This window comes from Streptomyces aurantiacus, assembly GCF_001418335.1.
In the GTDB taxonomy this organism is placed as follows: Bacteria; Actinomycetota; Actinomycetes; order Streptomycetales; family Streptomycetaceae; genus Streptomyces; species Streptomyces aurantiacus.
In genome coordinates this window covers 1-19,599 of the sequence record NZ_LIPP01000035.1, presented here as the reverse complement: position 1 = coordinate 19,599, position 19,599 = coordinate 1, and the positions used below count along the sequence as shown (strand labels likewise).

Here is a 19,599-nt window from a genome sequence, read left to right as displayed (position 1 = left end):
TGTGCCCGCGCGCGCCGCTATCGATGGGTGGAGTTCTGATGCCGTTCCGTGGCCGGTTGGTCGACCAGTTCATACCCAGACGGGTGGTGGGCTCCCTGACGCTTGTTCTGTCTCTCGCGCTCGGCGGCGGTCTGCTGTCACCGGTGGCCTTCGCCGAGGACAAGCCGACGGAGCTGGAGCGGGCCAAGGACACGGTCCCGGTGGTCCAGGGAAAGTCGGGCAAGGCCGCCGAGCGGCCGGCGAATCCGATGAAGAAGAACTCCGATCCACGCCTGGACAAGCCGTCCTGGCCGGGCAAGGCCAGCGCGGAGATTGCGGTCGGTGACGCGGGGACGAAGTCGCCCCGTGAGGTGAAGATCGGCTCGCTTCCCGTCGCGGCCGCCCCCGCCAAGAACGCGGCCGAGGGCAAGGCCAAGGACAAGGCCAAGGACAAGGCCAAGGACAAGAAGGAGGGCACCGCCCCGGACAAGATCGTGGTGGATGTCCTGGGCACGGCCGACGCCGAACGTCTGGGCGCGAGTGCCGTACTCAAGGTGGAGCGCGCCGACGGCGGTGGACGCTCCGCACCAGTACGGCTCAGCGTGGACTACTCCTCCTTCGCCGAGGGCTACGGAGGCTCCTATGGCTCACGTCTGCGCCTGGTCGAGTTGCCGCCGTGTGCGGCGGTGGCAGCTCCGGGCAGCAAGGCCTGCCCGGCCGAGCCCAAGGTGCTGCCCACCACGAACAACCCGCAGAGCCGGACGCTGTCCGCCGACGTGACCGCAGCCCCCGAGGCAGCCGGTACTTCTGCTGAAGAGGCCGGTGCCGCCAGTCTGTTCGCGGTCGCGGCCGGTCCGTCCTCGGCCCAGGGCACTTACAAGGCGACCGCGCTGGCGCCCGCGTCGAGCTGGAACGTGGCGGCCTCCTCCGGCGGCTTCTCCTGGAACTATCCGCTGAAGGCTGTTCCCACTCCGGGTGGTCTGGTGCCGACGGTCGGGCTGGGCTACTCCTCGCAGTCCGCCGACGGCCGCACCGCGGCCACGAACAACCAGGGATCCTGGGCCGGAGACGGTTTCTCCTACGACCCCGGTTACATCGAACGCCGCTACAAGCCCTGCTCGGACGACGGGCATGCCGGGTCGGGCGAGCAGTGCTGGGCGTTCGAGAACGCCACCATCCTGTTGAACGGGCAGTCCAGTGAGCTGGTCCAGGACGACACCACCAAGAAGTGGCACCTGTCCAGCGACGACGGCGCCAAGGTCGAGAAGCGCACCGGCGCGACGAACGGCGACAACGACGGAGAGCACTGGGTCGTCACCACCAGTGAGGGCACCGAGTACTACTTCGGGCTGAACCGCCTGCCCGGCTGGGCCGGCGGCAACGAGGAGACCAAGTCCACCTGGACCGCTCCGGTCTTCGGCGACGACTCCGGTGAGCCCTGCTACGACGCCACCTTCTCCTCCGCGCACTGCGAGCAGGCCTGGCGCTGGAGCCTTGACCACGTCAAGGACGCCCACGGCAACGTGATGTCCTACTTCTACGCGCCGGAGACCAACTACTACGCCCTGAACGGCAAGACGGACGTCAACGGCGCCGCCTACCACCGTGGCGGCTACCTCAAGCGCATCGACTACGGTCAGCGCGACGGCAAGTCCTATGCCGCCCAGGCTCCGGCCCGCATCAACTTCACGGTCGCCGAACGCTGCCTGCCCACCGACACCTTCGACTGCGCGACTTCGAAACGCACCAAGGCGAATGCCGCGAACTGGCCCGATGTACCGGTCGACCAGGAATGCGCGGCGAGCACCAAGTGCACGGTCGGCCAGACCTTCTTCACCACCAAGCGGCTGACCGGGGTCACCTCCCAGATCCGCACGGACACCACCAACTACGAGGACGTGGACCACTGGTCCTTCACGCACCTGTTCCAGGACAACGGCGACGACTCCAAGGCGCTGTGGCTGTACAAGATCCAGCATGAGGGCCGGGACGGCACGGCGGTCAAGATGCCGGCCATCGAGCTGTTCGGTGAGCAGCTGGCCAACCGGGTGGACGCGATCGGCGACAACATCGCCCCCTTCCACCGCTACCGACTGACCACCGTCCTGAGCGAGACCGGCTCCCAGCTCGACGTCAACTACGCGCCCACCAACTGTGAGAAGTCCGCCCTGCCCAAGCCGGGTGAGTCGACCAAGCGCTGCTATCCGGTGCGGTGGGCGCCCCCGGGTTATCTGGAGCCGATCACCGACTGGTTCCACAAGTACGTCGTCGCCGAGATCATCGAGACCGACCGCACCGGCGGCAGCGAAGGCATCGTCACCCGCTACGCCTACCAGGGCGACGCGGCCTGGCGAAAGGCCAAACCCGACGGGATCACCGAAAGCAAGTTCCTGACCTGGGGCAACTGGCAGGGCTACGGAAAGGTCTCGGTCACCAGCGGCACCGCGGACAAGCAGTCCACCCGCATCGACTACACGTACATGCAGGGCATGGACGGCGACAAGGACGCCGACGGTGCCACCCGCAGTGTGAAGGTGAAGGACTCCCAGGGCTCGGAGTTCACGGATGCGGAGGAGTACACCGGGCACGAGTTGGAAGCCGTCACCTACGACGGTTCCAAGGTGGTCTCGCGGACGATCAGCGAGCCGTGGAAGTTCAACACGGCCACGCAGACCCGTGACTGGGGCACACGGCACGCGGTGATCTCCAGGCCGAGGGTCCAGCGGGGCTTCACTCCGCTGTCGGCCGGTGGCTGGCGTGAGACCAGGAGTCTCACCACCTACGACACTGCCACCCATACCGGGCGCGTCACTCATGTCGAGGATCTCGGAGACGTGTCCACCGCCTCCGACGACACCTGCACCCGCACCTCTTACGCGGACAACACCGACAAGAACATCCTGTCCCTGCCCTCGCGCAGTGAGGTCGTCACGGTCGAGTGCGGGACCGCGGCCGATCGTTCGAAGCAGGTTCTGGCCGACGAACGCACCTCGTACGACAACGGCGCGTACGGCGCGGCGCCCACCCAGGGTGACGCGACCAAGGTCGAGCGGATGACCGCCCACGACGGGACCACCGCCACCTATCAGGTGACCGGCACCACCGGCTATGACGCCTTCGGACGTCCGGTGTGGCAGAAGGACGCCAAGGCCAATGAGACCAGGACCGACTACACCGAGGTCAACGGCCTGCTGACCAGGACGGCCGTCACGAATGCGGCCGGGCATGTCACGACCACCGACTACAACCCGGCTCGCGGCGCGTCGACCGGGCAGTCGGACCCCAACGGCAGGCGCACCGATCTCGCCCATGACGCGATCGGCCGTCTGACCTCTGTCTGGCTGCCCGACCGGAGCACGTCCCAGACGCCCAGCATCAAGTATTCCTACCTGGTGCGTACCGACAAGCCGGTTGCGATCAAGACCGAAAAGGTCGAGATCGACGGCAGTTACGGCGTCGAGTACGAGTTGTTCGACAGTCTGCTGCGTGGTCGGCAGAAGCAGACCGAGGGTCCCGGTGGCACCCGGATGGTCGCCGATGCCTGGTACGACGGCGCGGGCAAGGTCACCAAGACCAATGCCACCTACCGGGCCGCGGGCGTCCCCAGTGACGAGTTGTTGATCGCCGGAAACGGCGCCGTCGGTGCGCAGACCCGCACCGAGTACGACGGCCTGGGCCGGCCCACCGCCACGATCGATCTGCACTCCGGCACCGAACAGTGGCGTACCACCACCCGTTACGACGGCGAGTTCACCCACACCGACCCGCCCACGGGTGGCATCGCCACCACCTCCGTCACCGACGGCGAGGGCCGTACCACTGCCCTGCGGCACTACCACGGGGACCGTCCCGACGCGGCGCTCGGCTACGACGAGACGAAGTACAGCTACACCCTGAACGGTCAGCTCAGGACCGTCACGGACGCCAAGAGCAATGTCTGGAGCTACGAGTACGACCAACTGGGCCGCAGGATCAAGTCCGTCGACCCCGACGCCGGGACGTCCCAGACGCATTACGACGTGCTCGACCGGGTGGACTGGGCGATCGACGGCAATGGCAAGAAGGTCTCCACCCAGTACGACTCGCTGTCCCGGCCGACGTTCACGTGGGAGGGCGAGCCGACCACCGGCACCAAGCTGACCGAGACCCGCTACGACAAGGCGGGCTGGCTGGGTCAGGCCTGGGCCTCGATGCGGTATGTGAACGCGACCCAGTACATCGGCTCCGCGGTGACCTCGATGGATGAGTTCTACCGCCCGCTGAAGACCACGTACGCGGTGCCCGCCTCGGAGGGTGCGCTCGCGGGCAGTTACGAGTTCACCACGTCCTACAACCGTGACGGCACCGTGCGGGGCACCGGTCTGCCCGCCGCCGGCGGCCTTGCCGCCGAGGCTCTGGCCTACGGTTACGACGAGCTCCAGCGCCCCACGACCCTGACCGGCAGCACGTCGTACGTCACGAACACCACCTATTCCGGTATCAGTCAGGTGCTGGGGATGGAGTTGTCCACCGGCAGCGGGAAGAAGGTCGGGCAGACCTTCGAGTATGAGCCGGGCACGGGGCGTCTGCGCACCGTGAGCGTGGACATCGCCGGCGCGAGTGCTCCGGCGAAGCGGTCCTCGTACTCGTACGACCAGGCCGGCAACGTCCTGTCGATCTCGGACACCGCGAATGCCGGCTCCACGGCGACCACCGATGTGCAGTGCTTCGCCTACGATGCCGGGGCCCGTCTGAAGGATGCCTGGACGCCGGCGGCCACCGGTGGCGCGGCGCAGGGCGCGGGCACCGTGGGCAGTACCGGACTCGAAGGATCGAGGCCCGCCGCCTGCGACGCCGCGCCCGGGACGAACGCGCTGGGCGGGCCGGCCCCGTACTGGAAGTCCTACAGCGTCGACTCGATCGGCAACCGCAACAAGGAAGTCGTCCACGACACCGGCCGGGACGCGGCCAAGGACGTCACCCGCACCTACACCTACGGCGGCGCGGGTGCGGCGGGCGACGGCCCGCACCAGGTCACCAAGGTCGTGGAGAACACCCCGACCGGTGACAACCAGTCCACCTACACCTACGACGACGCCGGCAACACCAAGACCCGCGTCATCGGCGGCAATACCCAGAGCATCGACTGGGACGCCACCGGCAAACCCGCCAAGATCAAGACCGCGGAGGGCGACAGCACCTTCCTCTACGGTCCCGACGGCTCCCGGATGATCCGTAAGGATCCCAAGGCCACCACCGTCTACCTGCCCGGCATGGAACTCTCCCTCGCGGCGGGCTCCTCCACGGTCAAGGCGACCCGCTACTACAGCCACGCAGGCCAGACCGTCGCCATCCGCACCAGCGACAACAAACTCGCCTTCCTGTCCGCCGACCATCACGGCACCGGCGAACTCGCGATCGACGCCGCCACCGGAGCGATCACCCAGCGCCGCTCCGACCCCTACGGCGTCGACCGCGGAGAGCCTGTCGGCACCTGGCCCGGGGAGAAGGGCTTCGTCGGCGGCACCATCGACGAGTCCACCGGACTGACCCACATCGGGGCCCGCTCCTACGACGCCGAACTCGGCAAGTTCATCTCCGTCGACCCGGTCATCGACTACACCAGCCCGCAGCAGATCAACGGCTACGCCTATGCCGACAACAACCCCACCACGCTCTCCGACCCCACCGGCATGATCCGCGAGGGTTACACGTCACGCTGCCACGGGTGGAGCGACTGCGGTGCGGGATCCGGTCCCACCGAGGAGAAGGTGGAGGAGTCCAGGGCTGCTGGGGAGCAGTGGGCGGCCGAGCAGCAGTACGCCTCGTCCAAGCAGCGCACGATCCGCGCCGCCAAGGCACTCGTCACGATCGTTCGGGACATCCTCGGTATCGACGCCGCGCTCGACTGCGTCTCCACCGGCGACATGGGCGCCTGCGGCGAAACCCTCCTCAACGTCGCCGGAAGCTTCGCCGGCGGCATCGCAGGAAAGATCCTCGCGAAGTACGGCGCCCCCTGGGACTGGGCCAAGGGAGCCCGACTGGCCAAACGGGTCGTCGGCCTCGTCGGCGACATCGTCGGCGGCGCGATGGACATGATCAGCGCCACCAAGCGGGTCAGCAAGGCCAACGCCGCACTCGCACGAGCACGGGACAAACTCGCCAAAGCGAGGAAGGCGGCAGCGGAAGCAGCCCCGGAAGCCGGCGACTCCTGCAAATCCGGCAAGAAGCACAGCTTCCTACCCGGCACGAAGGTTCTCGCGGCCAACGGCAAGACCAAGTCGATCGAGGACATCAAACTCGGCGACAAGATCATCGCGACCGACCCCAAGACCGGTAAGACGACCGTCCGCGAAGTCGTCCGCACCATCTCCACCAAGAATGACAAGCATTTCGTCGATCTCACCATCGAAACAAAAAACGGCGGAGCAGACGAGAAGTCGGACGAGAAGTCGGACGAGAAGTCGGACGAGAAGGCCGGAGACAAGCACGGATCAGTAGCGAGCGGGGCAGACGGCAATCTCTCAGTCGCCACACTCACATCGACCGTCAATCACCCGTTCTGGTCCCCCTCCGCCCAGCAGTGGATCGAAGCCGGCGACCTCACACCCGGCATGACCCTCCGCACCGCAGACGGAGACACCGCCACCCTCACGGCCACCCACGACTACGAAAAGCGCCAGCGCACCCACGACCTGACCATCCGCGACGTCCACACGTACTATGTGCTGGCGGGGGAGACGCCGGTCCTGGTACATAACTGTGGCGGATCCCTCCCTAGCCACAGGTCGATATGCGACTGCGCTGACGGTGGAAAGCCCGCAATGATGCGTGGACCCAAGCCGGCAGGTACAGGGCCGCACAACTTGAAGATCACCGAGGTTGGCGACCAGGTAACGGATGGGCAGGTGATTGCGGGAGGTGGCGGGTTGCCTGAAAGGGAGTTTGCTACGCCTGGAGGATTCAAGGGTTCCCGTCGCCCTGATGTTCTTGTGCAAAGACCAGACGGCAGCATGTATGGGATCAACGTCGGAAAGCAGACGATGCGATCTGGTGCCCCAATCAAACGAGAAGCGGAAGCGCTACAGGATCTCGAAGGTATCGGGATCCCAATGCACTTCGTTGCCTACAACTAGCGAGTCGCGATGAAAGTAACGCTTCAGTTCCACGGTGGCCGTCAAGAGATCTATCAGATGGCCCTGGAGTGGGCCCGCGACTCGGGGATGCTCCTGGTGGAGGAGCGCTTCTTCCCCATCTATCAAGTGCAACTGGTGGGTGAGGTTAGGGAAGAAGGTGGAAAGACGAGATGCAGTGACGGCATTGATCGTATTTCCCTGAACCCTTCTTCCGTCGATCTGAGTGCCACTTCATCCCTCGATTACGTAAAGAGGAATCCGGACTCTCTATTCATCAACCTTGGTGAGCAATCGGACGCCATTCTGAGAGAGTCGGTCCTGGCGGCTATGACCGATGAAGTGGCACTCGTGAAAGTTTGGAAAAGGTTGTGGGAGCGTGCCAGGAAGTCCATGTGTAAGGGCGCTTGGGTGGAGAACACCATGTCGGGCGCGCGATCACGGGTGGCCAGCCATTACTACACGGCAGATGCCAAGCGGCTTGCGGAAGCAGGAGTGGTTCCGATAGGCGGAACGGACTGGATCAGATATCAGTTTGACTAGCCTGATCGTCTGTTAGAGCAGAAGCCCCGCCGGATGTTTCCGGCGGGGCTTCTTGGGTGTTTGACGGCAACGGTGACGGCAACGTCAGCGGACGACGGCTGTGGCGGGTGAGTCGTCGGGATCGTTGCCGGTGGGGCTGAGGGCTTGCCGAGGGCCTTGGCCGCTACAACGTCGACAGTCGAAGTTGTATTACCTACTGTGTTGAAGTTCTACGCGCAGGAGGGGTCACAGATCTCCCGAATATGTCGTCATCCATTGCGCTGACGAAGTACTTGATCCGGCGACACAATGCTGGGTGACAGGGGAAGAAGATGTCAGTACCTGATGACTGGGCGTGGCTGGAAGAGATGCCCGGGCAATGGCCAACTCCGGAGGAAATAACAGGTCCAACAGCAGCGCCAGCCACGAATCTGGTCCTGTTGATGTTGAGTAGCGAGATGCTCGGCAACGATCTGGTGGAACTGGTTGGTGAATTTATAGCCGAGGACGCGAGGTTCAACATCTGGATTGGCGTGGAAGGAAAGCATGAGCTATCTATGCATCAACTAGCTGAATGCTCCGTGCTGCTCCGGGAGTGTACAAAGTCGATCTACGAGGCGTGGCGTGACTTCTCTCAAGCGCACGAGAGGGCGCAATAGGCGGCAGGTTCGGCTCTGCATGAAAGGCATGCACATGCACTGTTCACCAATCTGAAATCTGCATCCGATAAGCTGCGCAATGCGCGAATGAAGTGAGATCGTTTGCGTGATGCATCAATTCCGGAAAATTGGCATAGTGGCTGATTCGACCCATCTTCCCGCATGACCCCGGGGCCGCCGAACTGCATACGCAGAGCGGCCTCATGGATGATCCCGGCGTACTGCGTCGGGGTGTTGCTGTAGAGAACCCCCTGGCGCTATCTGGATCGCTGCACTGCAAAATGACTGGCGACATCAGCCATTCGACCGATTTTAAGGGCGATCAGCTAGTTGCCTTCGACGTGCCGACCTCCTATGTTCGGCAGCTTTCAGCAGCCTCCCTGCCTCAACGCAAGCCGCCCAGCTGGTCGGGAACGAAGCGCGAATGGAACCGAGCCCTTAAAATGGCGCCAGATCAGTCTGATGGGCCTGGACTGTTCGGCCTCCGTGATCACCACATCCCTGGGCTAATGGAGGCCATCGTCCCGGGATCAGGTCGGATCATTGGATAGGATGGATTTGATGAGTCGTTACGATTCTGCAAGTGAGGGGCGCCGCCTGAGAGAGCGCCCCTCGGAGGACCCGATCAGTCTCCTGGGGCTGTTTGCGGTCACACCTGTGGCGGATAGTGTGAAGTATGCCCAGCGCCTCAGGGGCTTGATTGCCGGAGCCGTAGAGATCTCCAGGTCGGCCGACTTTGAGAACGATGACGTTTCAGAAGACACGCTGCCGTCCTGGTTCCTGAATCTTTCTAGCGGTGAAGTCGGGGATGTTCCGGGAGATCCAATTGGAAGTGAAGGTAAGCGTGGATATCAGGACGCGAGAGATGGTCGCCCCTGGAATGCAGGGGATTGGATCTATTGCTTCGACCCGGATCTTCGGGCGTGGTCCTGGTGGGATGTAACCGTCGATGAAAATGGAAGAGTCTGTGTTTGGGTAGACACGAAAGGGGAGGCTCATGTTCCCTGCGAAGAGCTCTGGTGGGCGATTTTCCTGTCAGGAGCAGCGGACGTCGATCCGTTGACGTTGGAATTTTCTTCTACGTGGAGTGGTCAGCGGAGTATTGGCCTCACAAAGTAGGCTGACCGTATTTCGAGGAGCTCCGCCGGAATTGTTTCCGGCGGAGCTCCTCGGGTTTCTGACGGCAGTAGTTGACGGCAACGTCAGTGGACGGGAACCGCGCAGAGTGGTGGGTCGTCGCCGTCGTCGGGCTGGCCAGTAGTCACGGTTCGACGCTCTGATCCAGGAGCAAGGGTCATGATCGAGTGTCGGACGTAGTCGAAGCGGACCCGTCGGAGTTCGGCCCGGTTGAAAAGTCCGTGCAGGCGGCGGACGAAGTTGGAAGGGGAGAGGGGCCGTCAGTTGGCGTCGTGATGACAACGCACACGTCTGAGGGGCAGGCGGGTTTTGCACGCGGCCTCGGCTTCGTGTCGGAGGCTGCCGCCGGAGTAACGTTGGACGAAATATGTCGATCGGGTCCGCCCTCGCCGGTGATTGCGACGCTCAGGTGTCCCTGCCTTTGCGGCCCGTCCTGGATATGCCTCGGCGTGCGGCTGTCAGGAGGGATGCCAGGTCGGGTGTGCGCAGGGTGAGGGTCGTGGTGGGGTTGTCGGATTCGCGGAGGCGGAGTGTGCCGTCGGGGGCGGTGGCGAGTTCGAGGCAGTTGTTTCCCTCGCTGCTGTAGGACGACTTCTGCCAGTGGAGGGTCGGCACTTGTGGCCTTTCACAGGTCGCTGATGATCTCGTGGATCAGTTGTCGGGATGGCGTCTCCGCAAGGGCGACGGACTCGAAGCGGGCCATGAAGACGCGGTACTTCTCCAGTTGCAGGTCCGCGTTGAGGAATACGGACCCATGTTCGGCGTCCAGTTGCACGGTGTCCAGCCGGGGGACAGGGCCGTCGGCGTACAGAACGGTTTGGCCCGCGCCGGGGAAGACACCGGCTTCATAGGGGATGACGAGGACGGTGACGTGGTCCCGCTCACTCATCTCGGCGATGTGCTCCAGCTGTTCGCGGGTCACGTCCTTGCCGCCGAACCTCATGCGCAGGGCGGCCTCATGAATGATCGCTGTGTAAGGCGTCGGGTCGACCGCGAAAAGGATCCCTTGACGTTTGATGCGATGGGTGACCCGGTAATCGACCTCCGGTGGTGACAGCCGGGGGATGGACTGCCGGAAAATCAGCCGGGCGTAGTCGACCGTCTGGAACAGGCCGGGGACGTGGGCGACTTGAGCGGTGCGGATCGCGGTCGCGTGGTGTTCCAACTCGGCCAGGTCGAGAAGGCCTGACGGCAGGGCCTCTCGGTACTCGTCCCACCAGTGGCGGCCTCGGCCGGCGGTCATGGCCGCGAGTGCGTCGATGTATGGCTCGTCCGAGCAGCCGTAGCTGTGGGCGAACATGCGAACTCGGTCCGCGCTGACGCCGAAGCGTCCGGCCTCGATGGAGCTGATGCGCGCCGCGTTGACGCTCAGCAGCGCGCTCGCCTCCCGGGCGGTCAGGCCCGCTCCCTCTCTGAGTTTGCGCAGTTCAGCGCCAACACGCTGCTGCCGGATGGTCGCTGTTTCCCTTGGTGGCATGCAGCGCCTCTCTCACTCATTGGGGTAATGGTCTTCCGTATTGAGTAGTAACTCTACCCCCGATGCCTTACTTTCGGTGTCGAAGCAAACACCCACCGTGGCGCCGGGGGTCCCGGAAGAGCACCGCATCGCGGCAGAGCCACCGCCCGCGTCACCCCACCTCTCTTCACTCCTCCCATCAACCCCCTTAACGCACAGAGGAGTTACGGCCATGACCGAACTCGCCCTCAAACACCTCGCCGACTCGCCGCTCGACGACGACTGGGAGTACGCGCTCCGCATTCCCAACTCGCCCTTCGGGCCGGGCATCGTCCGGGCCCATGTGCGGGCCGTTCTCACTCGACACCAGGCGAACCCCACCGTTCTCGACAACGCTCAGCTCGTCGCCTCGGAGCTGGTCACCAACTCCCTCGCCTGTACGCGGGATTCCGTCGCCGTGCGGCTCGTACGCACCGATGGGCGGTTGCGGCTCAGTGTGTGGGACAGCAGTCCGTATCCGCCGCCGCGGTGGCCGGGGCCTGCGACGGGGCCCGAGCCGGACGCCGAAAGCGGACGCGGGCTCTGGCTGACGCAGGTGTGTGCCGACGAGTGGGGCCACTATCTCCTGGTCAACGGCCGCCGCAACGGCGGTGGCAAGGAGGTCTGGGCGGAGTGGCGTGCTCCGGGGGTATAGGCCCGGACCGAGCCCCCTCAAGCTCGTTCAGCACTGGCCCCGAGTCGCCGAAGGGTGAGTTGGTCACCGGAGGGTGAGTAGCCTTCTGCACGATCGTCTGCGATGCGTGGTGCGTGATCGCCATTCCGGATGAGTCCGCAGAATCCGTCCTGGTGTGTCTGATCAGCTAGGCGCCATCTCCAGCAGGCCGGCATCGAGACTCACTCGCGGTCGGTAGCCGAGGTCGGCGCGGGCTGCGCTGATGTCGTAGGCGCGGTCGCGGCCCATGGAGGCGATCAGCCAATTGGTGAGCGGTGGCGCGGTACGCCTACGGAGCAGGCGGGCGCCGCCGTCCGCGAGGGCCGCGATCGGCGCTGCGATCGCCAGCGGGACGCTCCGGCTTTCGGCGACGTCGACACCCTGGGTGGCCATGAGGGCGGTGAAGAAGTCACGGATCGCCATGGGGGTGCCGTCGGTGACGTAGTAGGGCGTGCCGTCGTGACCGTGCGTGAGGGCCAGCACTATGGCGTCGGCGAGGTTGTCGACGTGGACGAAGTCCATGATGTGGCGGCCGTGGTCGATCCACATCCAACGCCCCTTACGGGCGGCGTCGACCGCCTCGGCCATGGTGGTCATTCCCTGGCCCCAGATGAACGGCGGTCGCAGGATCACCAGGGTCATCCCCGGCGACGCGGCATCGCGCAAGGCGTTCTCGGTGGCCAGCTTGACCCGGCAGTAGGCGATGGCCGGGGTGCCGTTGTCGGTGTTCTCGTCGACCACGGCGGCGCGTTGGGAGCCGATCGACACGCCGGAGGCGCTGATGAGCACGAACCGGGACACTCCCGCCTCGGCAGCGGCCGCGTGCAGGGCGACGGTCGGGTCGTAGTTGTCGGCGCGGAAGCCGGCATCGTTGCCCCAGAACTCCATGCGGGCCGCGGCGTGCACGACGGCGTCGAAGTCGTGCAGGTGATCGAGCCAGGCCGGAGGAACCGCCGGATCCCCCTGACCGGCCAGCTCGGCCAGGTCGCCGCGTACCGACTGGGCTCCGGCCTCGGTCACCGTCTGCGCACTGGCGGCGGAGCGGGCCAGGGCGACAACACTGTGGCCCTCGGCACGCAACTGGCCGATCAGGTGCTGACCGAGAAAGCCACTTCCACCGGTGAGGAAGACACGCATGGAAAACTCCTTGTCCTTATCGTAGTCGTAGTCGTAGTCGTTGTCGCCAATGGCAATGTGCATCGGTGTAGATGCATTCGGTGTGAATCGGCGGGTCATCCCTGCGGGGGGAGGGGTCAGCCCAGCGGGATGTTCAGCGCCTTGTGGGCCGCGACCGGGTTGGCGTATTCGGTGATGCGTTTCACCTGGCCGTCGGCGCACTCGAACTTGAACACGTACACGTTCTTGTAGGAGATGCCCGAGCCTGCGATCTCGGCATCACCGACGGCTTCGACAAAGACGGTGTTCCCGTCCTCGCCGGCGGTGGTGCGCCGGTCGGACAGGTCACGACGGCTGACCTGCCGCAGGATGCCGGAGAGAAACCCCAGCACCTCGTCCCTGCCGGCGAGGACGAGGCCGGGCTCGACACCGCCGTCGAAGGACATCGCCAGGGTGTGTACGACGTCGGCGGCGAGGACGTCCGTCATTTTCACCAGGTCGCCGGCCTCGAACGCATCGAAGTAGGTGGTGACGGCTGCGAGTGAGCCGGCGCGGATCTCTTCAGGGGACACGTGAACTCCTCAGCCCAGGATCTCGGTCAGGGCGGCGGACGCGTCGAGGCTGCCGCGCGCGGCGCGGTCCGGGACCGCCTTCTCGATCTCGGCGAGGTCGTCCACGGTGAGGTGTACCTCCGTGGCAGGCAGCGCCTCGGCCAGCCGGTCGCGGGAACGGGCGCCGACCAGCGGCACGATGTCCTCGCCCTGCGCGGCCACCCAGGCGATGGCCAGCTGGGCGACGGTGCACCCCTTCGCCCCGGCGACCTGGCGCAGGGCCTCCACGAGGGTGAGGTTGTGCTCCACGTTCCCAGCGGCGAACCGCGGATCGAAGGAGCGCCAGTCCGCAGGACCGATGGTGCTGTCGGCCCTCCAGCGTCCGGAGAGCAGACCCCGGCTGAGAACGCCGTGTGCGGTCATGCCGACGCCGAGTTCACGCAGCGTGGGCAGTACGTCTGCTTCCGGCGACCGCGACAGCAGCGAGTACTCGATCTGCAGGTCGCTGATCGGATGCACGCCGTGAGCTCGACGCACGGTGTCGGCGTCGACCTCCGAGAGCCCGATGTGCCGTACGTACCCGGCGTCGACCATCTCCTTGACCGCCCCCACCGTCTCCTCGATCGGCACCGCCGGGTCCAGCCGCGCCAAGCGGTACACGTCGACATGATCGGTGCCCAGCCGGGTCAGGGAATGGGCGAGGAAATTCTTCATCCCCTCGGGACGGCCGTCGATGCCGATGAACCCGCCGTCGGGGGCGGTGAGCATGCCGAACTTCACGCTCAGCTGATAGCTGTCGCGCTGCCTGCCCCGCAGCGCCTCGGCCAGCAGCAACTCGTTGTGACCAGAGGCGTAGAAGTCACCCGTGTCGATCAAGGTGAGGCCGGCATCCAGCGCGGCGCGCACGGTGGCGACGCTCTCCTCGCGGTCGGCAGGGCCGTAGGCGCCGGACATGCCCATCGCACCAAGACCCAGCGCGGAAACGGTCGGGCCGGTGGCGCCCAGGGTGCGTGTCTGCATCGTTTTCTCCTTCGTCGGGTTCGTCGGGTTCGTCGGGTTCGTCGGGTTCGTCGGGTTCAGCGGGCTTGACGAGCCTCGTTCGTGGACCTGTCACCCACTCTGCTTCGGTTCCGGACCGGGCGGGAGAGGAGCATTTGTCATCGGAGTGCCGCTCCCTGGTTGGGGTACCGCCCGAGTGCGAGCATGGGCTCATGGAACGTGACCAACTGGCGGATTTCCTGCGCCGTCGCCGCGAGGCGATCCACCCGGGCGAGGTCGGGCTGGCCCAAGGACCCCGCCGCCGTAGCCGTGGCCTGCGCCGCGAAGAAGTGGCGATGTTCGCCGGGATATCGGTGGACTACGTCGCCCGCCTGGAGCAGGGCCGCAGCAGTCAGCCCTCGACGCAGCTGCTCGGGGCGCTGGCTCGCGCGTTGCGTCTGTCCGACGACGAACGCGACCATCTGTTCCACCTTGCCGGCCACCGGCCACCGCCTACTGACGGGCTCGCTCAGCTGGCCCGCGCAGGCCTCGTACGCATGATGGAGCTGCTCACCGACACTTCAGCGGTGGTCCTGTCCGACCTGGGGGAAGTCCTCGCCCAGAACCCGGCAGCCCTGTTGCTCATGGGTGACCAGACCTCGTTCACCGGCGACCGGCGCTACCTCGTGTACCGCTGGTTCACCGATCCCGCTGTTCGCGCCACACACCCACCCGGCGCGCAGGAACGGCACGCCCGCGAACTCGTGGCCGACCTGCGCACGGCTGTCGGCCGGCATGCCGGCGATCCCGCCGTGGCCGGGTTCGTCGCACGGCTGCAGGCGGCGAACAGCGACTTCCGCCGCATGTGGGCCGAGCACGAGGTGGCAGTGAAACGGACAGATCGCAAAACCCTGATTCATCCCCGCGTGGGCGAGCTGCTCATGGACGTCGAGACGCTCGCCGGACTCGACCACCGGCAGCGGCTGATGGTGCTCACCCCCGCCGACAACGAGACCCGCGAACGGCTGGAGCTGCTGCGGGTGCTCGGCATCCAAGAATTCACCCAGGCGCGCGAAATGTTCCCCGATCGCGAGACATTCCCCGATGACGACATCGCCGACCGTCGATTCCACAAGGATTCATGACCGGCAAAATTGCGGCGGAATTTCAGCTGTAAAGGGCGATCGGCTGGGTGGTCGCCGCCGAGGATCAGGGCGCGCCCAAGTACGTGGTCGCCTCCACGTCGTGCAGGTGGATGAGGATGTCGTGCGCCTTGGCGGGGGCGGCCTTGTACTCCGTGGGGTCGGGCCAGCCGGCGCCGATGTTCCAGGTGGCGCGCGACGTGTTCAGCCAGGCGCGTGCGGAGTTGGGGGCCGTGCGCATGTCCAGGATGTAGTCCTCCTGGCGGGCCTTGTCGAGGGTCTCCTCGTTGCTGCCCTGTTTCGCGGCGCCCACGCTGTAGGTCCGCATCACGTTGTCGTCCGCGCCGAACGCCTTGAAGGAGCCCTCGTAGAAGCTGAAGCCGACGCTGACGTAGTCCTTGCCCAACGCGTCGTGCAGGAAAGCCCCTTGCGTCTTGGGGTACCGCTCGTCGAACGAGTCGTACGACACGTGCGTGTTGTGCGCGGACAGCAGGACCCGGTCGCCGGTGTGCCGGTGCCACCACGCCACGTTCTCGGCCATCACCTGGTCGCGGTACTTCATCATCGCCGCGACCTGGGTCTCGTCGGTGATGTCGAAGGCGAATCCCTCTGCCATCTGATGGATGGCCCTCGCGTGCTGCACGGCCCACAGATGCCTCTGCCGGTCTGCGCCGACGCCGACGCCGACGCCGACGCCGACGCCCGGGCGCTGCTTGCGCAGCAGCTCGTACACCTCTCCCGTCCGCTCCGCCCGCTTCTTGCGTTCGGCCAGCGGCAGTTGGAGGTACTCGTCGTAATAGGTGGCCGCGTCGGTGGTCGGCGGCAGACCCCGGTAGAGCTCGGCCACGCGTGCCCGCAACCGCGGCTGGTCGCGGGCCACATAGCTGTTCACCCGCTCGTACAGCTCCGGCCCGGCGTAGCCCATGTCGTCGCCCATGAACTGCACCGGGTCCTTCGGGTGCTGACGGTTGTAGTCGCGCATCCACTCGATGAGGTCGAGGTAGTCCTGGTTGTTCCAGATCCGGTACGTGCCCTGGAACTCGTCCCGCGCGATGTCCTTGAGGTCCCCCTTGCCGTGCAGTACGTAGTCGTTGACCCGCACCCCACTGCTCCAGGGAAGCTCAAGGGAGAAGGACCTGAACCCCTTCTCCTCCACCAGATAACGGAACACCCGGTGCTTCATACGGAAGAAGTCCCGCGATCCGTGAGTGGCCTCGCCCAGGCCCACCACCTCGGCGCCCTTCACCATCCGGCCCAGCGCGTCCAGGTCCCGCAGGCTGCCTTCGGGATCGGTGCCGCGCAGGGTGTGGGCACTGCGCTCGATGGCGTCGACCACGCTCGGCGTCGACGGCGGGAGGGTCTGCGTCGTGTTCCCGGTTGTGCCCATGGCCGGAGTCGCCACAGCCACTCCGGCCAGTGCACCGAGGGAGAGGAGGACCGCGGGAACGATTACTGCCTTGCGTCGCGTCATGGCCTCAGATTCCCGTGCGTACGACGGGTCTCACCAACCCACGCACTGCCCACCTCCAGGTACCGCAGGCACTACCTCGCGCGGGCCGGGGCGGTGGTGACGGTGGCGACGGGGTCGAAGCCGTACGTGCGGGCGTAGCCGTTCTCGGTGCCGACCAGGAGGTCGACGATCTCGAAGTAGCGGTCCCAGAACGGGGTTTCGCGCAGGGCGTCGATGAGGCGCTGGTAGGCGTCGTGGTCGTCGGCCTCCCAGACCCACACGTCGGTGACGCGCGTGGAGTAGAACTCCGTGTCGTAGAAGCGTGAGCGGACACCGGACGTCCTGGCCTCGATGGCGGGGAGGACCTGACCGGTGAAGGCGTCCAGCCGTTCCTGCGGCGTCATGGCGAGCCACTCGGGCTGGGTCTTGATGAGCATGAACGCGGTGACCGGCGGTGCGGTCTCCTCAGTGGGCACGACGGGTACCTCCGGGTGCGGAGCGGTGGACAATTCTGACGGTTCTGCTTTCCGGCGGGGGTGGTGCGTCATCCGGCGAGGACGGCCGGCCTGAGGGTCCGGGCGCACCACTCTTCGAAGGTGGTGGGCGACGCGGTGGCCGAGGTGCGGAGCACACCCGCGTCGAGGCCCTCGTCCTTGGCCCGCTTCATGTCGACGAGGCCCTGGACGAACGCCTCGTGGAGGCCGTGGCCGACGAGGGTGGTGTGCAGCTCGTCGAGCGGCTGGCGTTCGTAGCGTACGGGGCGGCCGAGCTGCTCGGTCATGACGCGGGCCAGGTCCTCGGGCGACAGGTCCCGCGGTCCGAGTACCGGAACGCTGTCGCTGCCGGTCCACGAGCGCTCCGTCAGCAGGCCGGCGGCGACGGCCGCGATGTCGGCGACCGCCACGAGCGGGGCCCTGCGGTCGGCGGCCACGGTGTCGGTGAAGACGCCCTTCTCGCGGAGGGAGCCGGCCTCCTCCAGCAGGTTCTCGAAGAAGGACGGGTTGGCCAGCGCCCGGTAGGCCACGCCGGTGCCGGCGATGAGGTCGTCCAGGGCGAGCGAGGCGGTGACGAGTCCCGCGCGGTCGGCGACCGGGGTGCCACGGCCGAGCGCGGAGACGCCGACCACATGACCGACGCCGTGCCTGACGAGGGCCTTGGCGGCCGGGCCGGTGAAACCGGAGAAGGCGTCCCGCGGGGACCGGGAGGCGTCCGGCGGGACGAGCCAGAACACGGCGTCCGCACCCTCGAAGGCCCGGTCGACGGCGTCGGCGTCACCGTGGGAGCCGGTGACCACCTCGACGCTCTCCCGCACCGCGTCGGGCAGCCGGGCGGGATCGCGCACGATCACGCGCAGCACCTCACCGCGGCCGGGGGCGGACTCCAGGAGCAGCGGCAGCAGATGGCGGCCGATGTTCCCGGTGGGAGCAGTAATGACGATCATGAAAACCTCGTGGGTCGTGCCGGATCGGAACGCACCCATCGTGCGGAGGTCACCGGCGTTGTCACAATGGGAACTTCAGCACGGGATCATTGCCTGAAATGGAATTACGCCTATGAGCAGCACACCAGAGCCTGTCATCGACGCGAATCTCGCGGTCGCGCTGGACGCTCTGCTGGCCGAGCAGAGCGTCACCCGCGCCGCTGCCCGCCTGCACACGTCCCCCGCGGCGATGAGCCGCACACTCGCTCGCCTCCGCCGCGTCCTCCAGGACCCGCTGCTGGTCCGGGCCGGACAGCGCATGGTCCCGACGCCCCGCGCCCAGGCCCTGCGTGACGAGGCCGCCGCCGTGGTCCGCCGCGTCGGGACGCTGCTCTCGCCGGACACCGGCGTCGACCTCACCGCGCTGCGCGGCACCTTCACCCTCCAGGCGGCCGACCTGGTCGGCGCGGCCCTCGTGCCCGGCCTGCTGCGGCTGGCCCGGCAGGAGGCGCCCGGGGTGTCCCTGCGGTTCCGCACCGAGGAGATGGAGGCCGGTCCGGCGCTGCGCGACGGCTGGATCGACCTGGAGGTCGGCGCCATCGACCACGTCGACCCGGAGACCCGGGTCGAAGAACTGGTCACCCTGCGGCTGGCGGCGGCCGTGCGACCGGAACACCCCCTGGCCGAAGGGCCCCTGACACCGGAAGGGCTCGCCGCCGCCGACCATGTGGTGGTGAGCCGCCGGGGCAGGTTCACCGGCCCGCTGGACAGCGCGCTGGCCGAGCGGAACCTCCGAAGGAGGGTCACCGTCGTCCTGCCCGGCCATCTGACCGCGATGATGCTCGCCGCCCGCAGCGACGTCGTGTGCCTGGTCCCCGTCGCGCCGCCGGGCGAGGCGCCGTCCCCGCTCACGGACGCGGTCGGCGCGCTCGGCCTGCGGCTCCTGGACATCCCGCTGCCCCTGCCGCCGCTGACCATCGGCATGGCGTGGCATCCGCGTCACGCGGCCGACGTCGGTCACCGCTGGCTGCGCGACGCCGTCCGCCGGACCGTACGGGGCGACGTCCCGCCGGGACCGGGACCGGAATTGGAGCCGGAATTGGAGCCGGAACTGGAGCCGGAACTGGAGCCGGAACTGGAGTCGGAGCCGGAACCGGACTGATCCCGGTCCGTCGTACCGGTTCGGCCGTGCACGGTGCTCGGCCGAACCGGCTTCTCTGTCGCGGGGTTTCTGCTGCAAGATGACCTGACTTGATTCTGTTCATTCATTTTCCCGTCCCCAGGAGCAACGACCGTGACCGAGCAGCCGCAACAGCCTCAGCAGCCCCCGAACCAGCCGCCCGGCTACGGTTATCCGAACCCCGG

At 66.5% G+C, this 19,599-nt stretch carries 15 protein-coding genes and 1 pseudogene; 7 read left to right on the top strand and 9 right to left on the bottom strand.

Annotated elements, in window-relative coordinates; translation table 11 throughout:
• Nucleotides 1-38: 38 nt before the first annotated feature.
• The 3 genes from AOK01_RS05435 to AOK01_RS43370 all read left to right on the top strand — a co-directional run bounded on the left by AOK01_RS05435 (nucleotide 39) and on the right by AOK01_RS43370 (nucleotide 8,272).
• On the top strand, nucleotides 39-7,094 hold the full coding sequence (locus AOK01_RS05435) for an RHS repeat-associated core domain-containing protein (protein WP_055508965.1): 7,056 nt from the start codon (nucleotides 39-41) through the stop codon (nucleotides 7,092-7,094).
• 9 nt (nucleotides 7,095-7,103) lie between these two features.
• Nucleotides 7,104-7,634, top strand: a complete 531-nt coding sequence (locus AOK01_RS43375) for a hypothetical protein (protein WP_157871193.1) — start codon at nucleotides 7,104-7,106, stop codon at nucleotides 7,632-7,634.
• A gap of 311 nt (nucleotides 7,635-7,945) precedes the next feature.
• Entirely contained in the window at nucleotides 7,946-8,272 is a 327-nt protein-coding gene (locus AOK01_RS43370) for a hypothetical protein (protein ID WP_157871192.1), read from the top strand.
• Nucleotides 8,273-8,430: 158 nt separating this feature from the next.
• Here the strand turns inward: AOK01_RS43370 and AOK01_RS46425 are convergent.
• Nucleotides 8,431-8,529: pseudogene (locus AOK01_RS46425) on the bottom strand (Scr1 family TA system antitoxin-like transcriptional regulator); the annotation flags it as partial.
• A gap of 304 nt (nucleotides 8,530-8,833) precedes the next feature.
• Between AOK01_RS46425 and AOK01_RS44325 the strand changes: the two are divergent.
• Entirely contained in the window at nucleotides 8,834-9,391 is a 558-nt protein-coding gene (locus AOK01_RS44325) for a hypothetical protein (RefSeq protein WP_157871191.1), read from the top strand.
• 423 nt (nucleotides 9,392-9,814) lie between these two features.
• Here AOK01_RS44325 and AOK01_RS05425 read toward each other — a convergent pair whose 3' ends face one another.
• Both AOK01_RS05425 and AOK01_RS05420 read right to left on the bottom strand, forming a co-directional pair.
• A complete protein-coding gene (locus tag AOK01_RS05425) occupies nucleotides 9,815-10,024 on the bottom strand; it encodes a DUF397 domain-containing protein (protein ID WP_055508961.1) in 210 nt (69 codons plus the stop codon).
• A gap of 10 nt (nucleotides 10,025-10,034) precedes the next feature.
• Nucleotides 10,035-10,886, bottom strand: a complete 852-nt coding sequence (locus AOK01_RS05420; protein ID WP_055508959.1) for a helix-turn-helix domain-containing protein — start codon at nucleotides 10,884-10,886, stop codon at nucleotides 10,035-10,037.
• Between the two features lie 211 nt (nucleotides 10,887-11,097).
• Between AOK01_RS05420 and AOK01_RS05415 the strand changes: the two genes are divergently transcribed.
• Nucleotides 11,098-11,559: an ATP-binding protein gene (locus AOK01_RS05415; protein ID WP_055508956.1), complete on the top strand. Its 462-nt coding sequence runs from the start codon at nucleotides 11,098-11,100 to the stop codon at nucleotides 11,557-11,559.
• 162 nt (nucleotides 11,560-11,721) lie between these two features.
• On the opposite strand, the gene AOK01_RS05410 is transcribed toward AOK01_RS05415, so the two are convergent.
• From AOK01_RS05410 to AOK01_RS05400, 3 genes are all read right to left on the bottom strand, one after another.
• Nucleotides 11,722-12,714, bottom strand: a complete 993-nt coding sequence (locus tag AOK01_RS05410) for an NAD-dependent epimerase/dehydratase family protein (protein ID WP_055508990.1) — start codon at nucleotides 12,712-12,714, stop codon at nucleotides 11,722-11,724.
• 116 nt (nucleotides 12,715-12,830) lie between these two features.
• Nucleotides 12,831-13,265 carry a nuclear transport factor 2 family protein gene (locus AOK01_RS05405; RefSeq protein ID WP_055508954.1) on the bottom strand — a complete coding sequence of 145 codons (435 nt, stop codon included), beginning with the start codon at nucleotides 13,263-13,265 and terminating at the stop codon, nucleotides 12,831-12,833.
• A gap of 9 nt (nucleotides 13,266-13,274) precedes the next feature.
• Nucleotides 13,275-14,264 (bottom strand): aldo/keto reductase, encoded by a 990-nt coding sequence (locus AOK01_RS05400; protein WP_055508952.1) that lies wholly within the window; start codon nucleotides 14,262-14,264, stop codon nucleotides 13,275-13,277.
• A 191-nt stretch (nucleotides 14,265-14,455) separates the two neighbouring features.
• Between AOK01_RS05400 and AOK01_RS05395 the strand changes: the two genes are divergently transcribed.
• A complete protein-coding gene (locus AOK01_RS05395; RefSeq protein WP_079103176.1) occupies nucleotides 14,456-15,367 on the top strand; it encodes a helix-turn-helix transcriptional regulator in 912 nt (303 codons plus the stop codon).
• Between the two features lie 64 nt (nucleotides 15,368-15,431).
• Here AOK01_RS05395 and AOK01_RS05390 read toward each other — a convergent pair whose 3' ends face one another.
• From AOK01_RS05390 to AOK01_RS05380, 3 genes are all read right to left on the bottom strand, one after another.
• Entirely contained in the window at nucleotides 15,432-16,835 is a 1,404-nt protein-coding gene (locus AOK01_RS05390) for an erythromycin esterase family protein (protein ID WP_055508949.1), read from the bottom strand.
• 71 nt (nucleotides 16,836-16,906) lie between these two features.
• Nucleotides 16,907-17,290, bottom strand: coding sequence for a darcynin family protein (locus AOK01_RS05385; RefSeq protein WP_281181308.1), 384 nt, complete (start codon nucleotides 17,288-17,290; stop codon nucleotides 16,907-16,909).
• 68 nt (nucleotides 17,291-17,358) lie between these two features.
• Nucleotides 17,359-18,255 carry an NAD(P)H-binding protein gene (locus AOK01_RS05380; protein WP_055508988.1) on the bottom strand — a complete coding sequence of 299 codons (897 nt, stop codon included), beginning with the start codon at nucleotides 18,253-18,255 and terminating at the stop codon, nucleotides 17,359-17,361.
• Between the two features lie 112 nt (nucleotides 18,256-18,367).
• Between AOK01_RS05380 and AOK01_RS05375 the strand changes: the two genes are divergently transcribed.
• Nucleotides 18,368-19,396, top strand: a complete 1,029-nt coding sequence (locus AOK01_RS05375; RefSeq protein WP_079103174.1) for a LysR family transcriptional regulator — start codon at nucleotides 18,368-18,370, stop codon at nucleotides 19,394-19,396.
• The last annotated feature ends 203 nt before the right edge of the window (nucleotides 19,397-19,599 follow it).

Coding starts and splice junctions, on each gene's coding strand:
- AOK01_RS43375 (WP_157871193.1), top strand. CDS start 7,104: ATGAAAGTAACGCTTCAGTTCCACGGTGGCCGTCAAGAGATCTATCAG.
- AOK01_RS05420 (WP_055508959.1), bottom strand. CDS start 10,886: ATGCCACCAAGGGAAACAGCGACCATCCGGCAGCAGCGTGTTGGCGCT.
- AOK01_RS05380 (WP_055508988.1), bottom strand. CDS start 18,255: ATGATCGTCATTACTGCTCCCACCGGGAACATCGGCCGCCATCTGCTG.
- AOK01_RS05395 (WP_079103176.1), top strand. CDS start 14,456: ATGGAACGTGACCAACTGGCGGATTTCCTGCGCCGTCGCCGCGAGGCG.
- AOK01_RS05435 (WP_055508965.1), top strand. CDS start 39: ATGCCGTTCCGTGGCCGGTTGGTCGACCAGTTCATACCCAGACGGGTG.
- AOK01_RS05375 (WP_079103174.1), top strand. CDS start 18,368: ATGAGCAGCACACCAGAGCCTGTCATCGACGCGAATCTCGCGGTCGCG.
- AOK01_RS05415 (WP_055508956.1), top strand. CDS start 11,098: ATGACCGAACTCGCCCTCAAACACCTCGCCGACTCGCCGCTCGACGAC.
- AOK01_RS44325 (WP_157871191.1), top strand. CDS start 8,834: ATGAGTCGTTACGATTCTGCAAGTGAGGGGCGCCGCCTGAGAGAGCGC.
- AOK01_RS05400 (WP_055508952.1), bottom strand. CDS start 14,264: ATGCAGACACGCACCCTGGGCGCCACCGGCCCGACCGTTTCCGCGCTG.
- AOK01_RS43370 (WP_157871192.1), top strand. CDS start 7,946: ATGTCAGTACCTGATGACTGGGCGTGGCTGGAAGAGATGCCCGGGCAA.
- AOK01_RS05390 (WP_055508949.1), bottom strand. CDS start 16,835: ATGACGCGACGCAAGGCAGTAATCGTTCCCGCGGTCCTCCTCTCCCTC.
- AOK01_RS05410 (WP_055508990.1), bottom strand. CDS start 12,714: ATGCGTGTCTTCCTCACCGGTGGAAGTGGCTTTCTCGGTCAGCACCTG.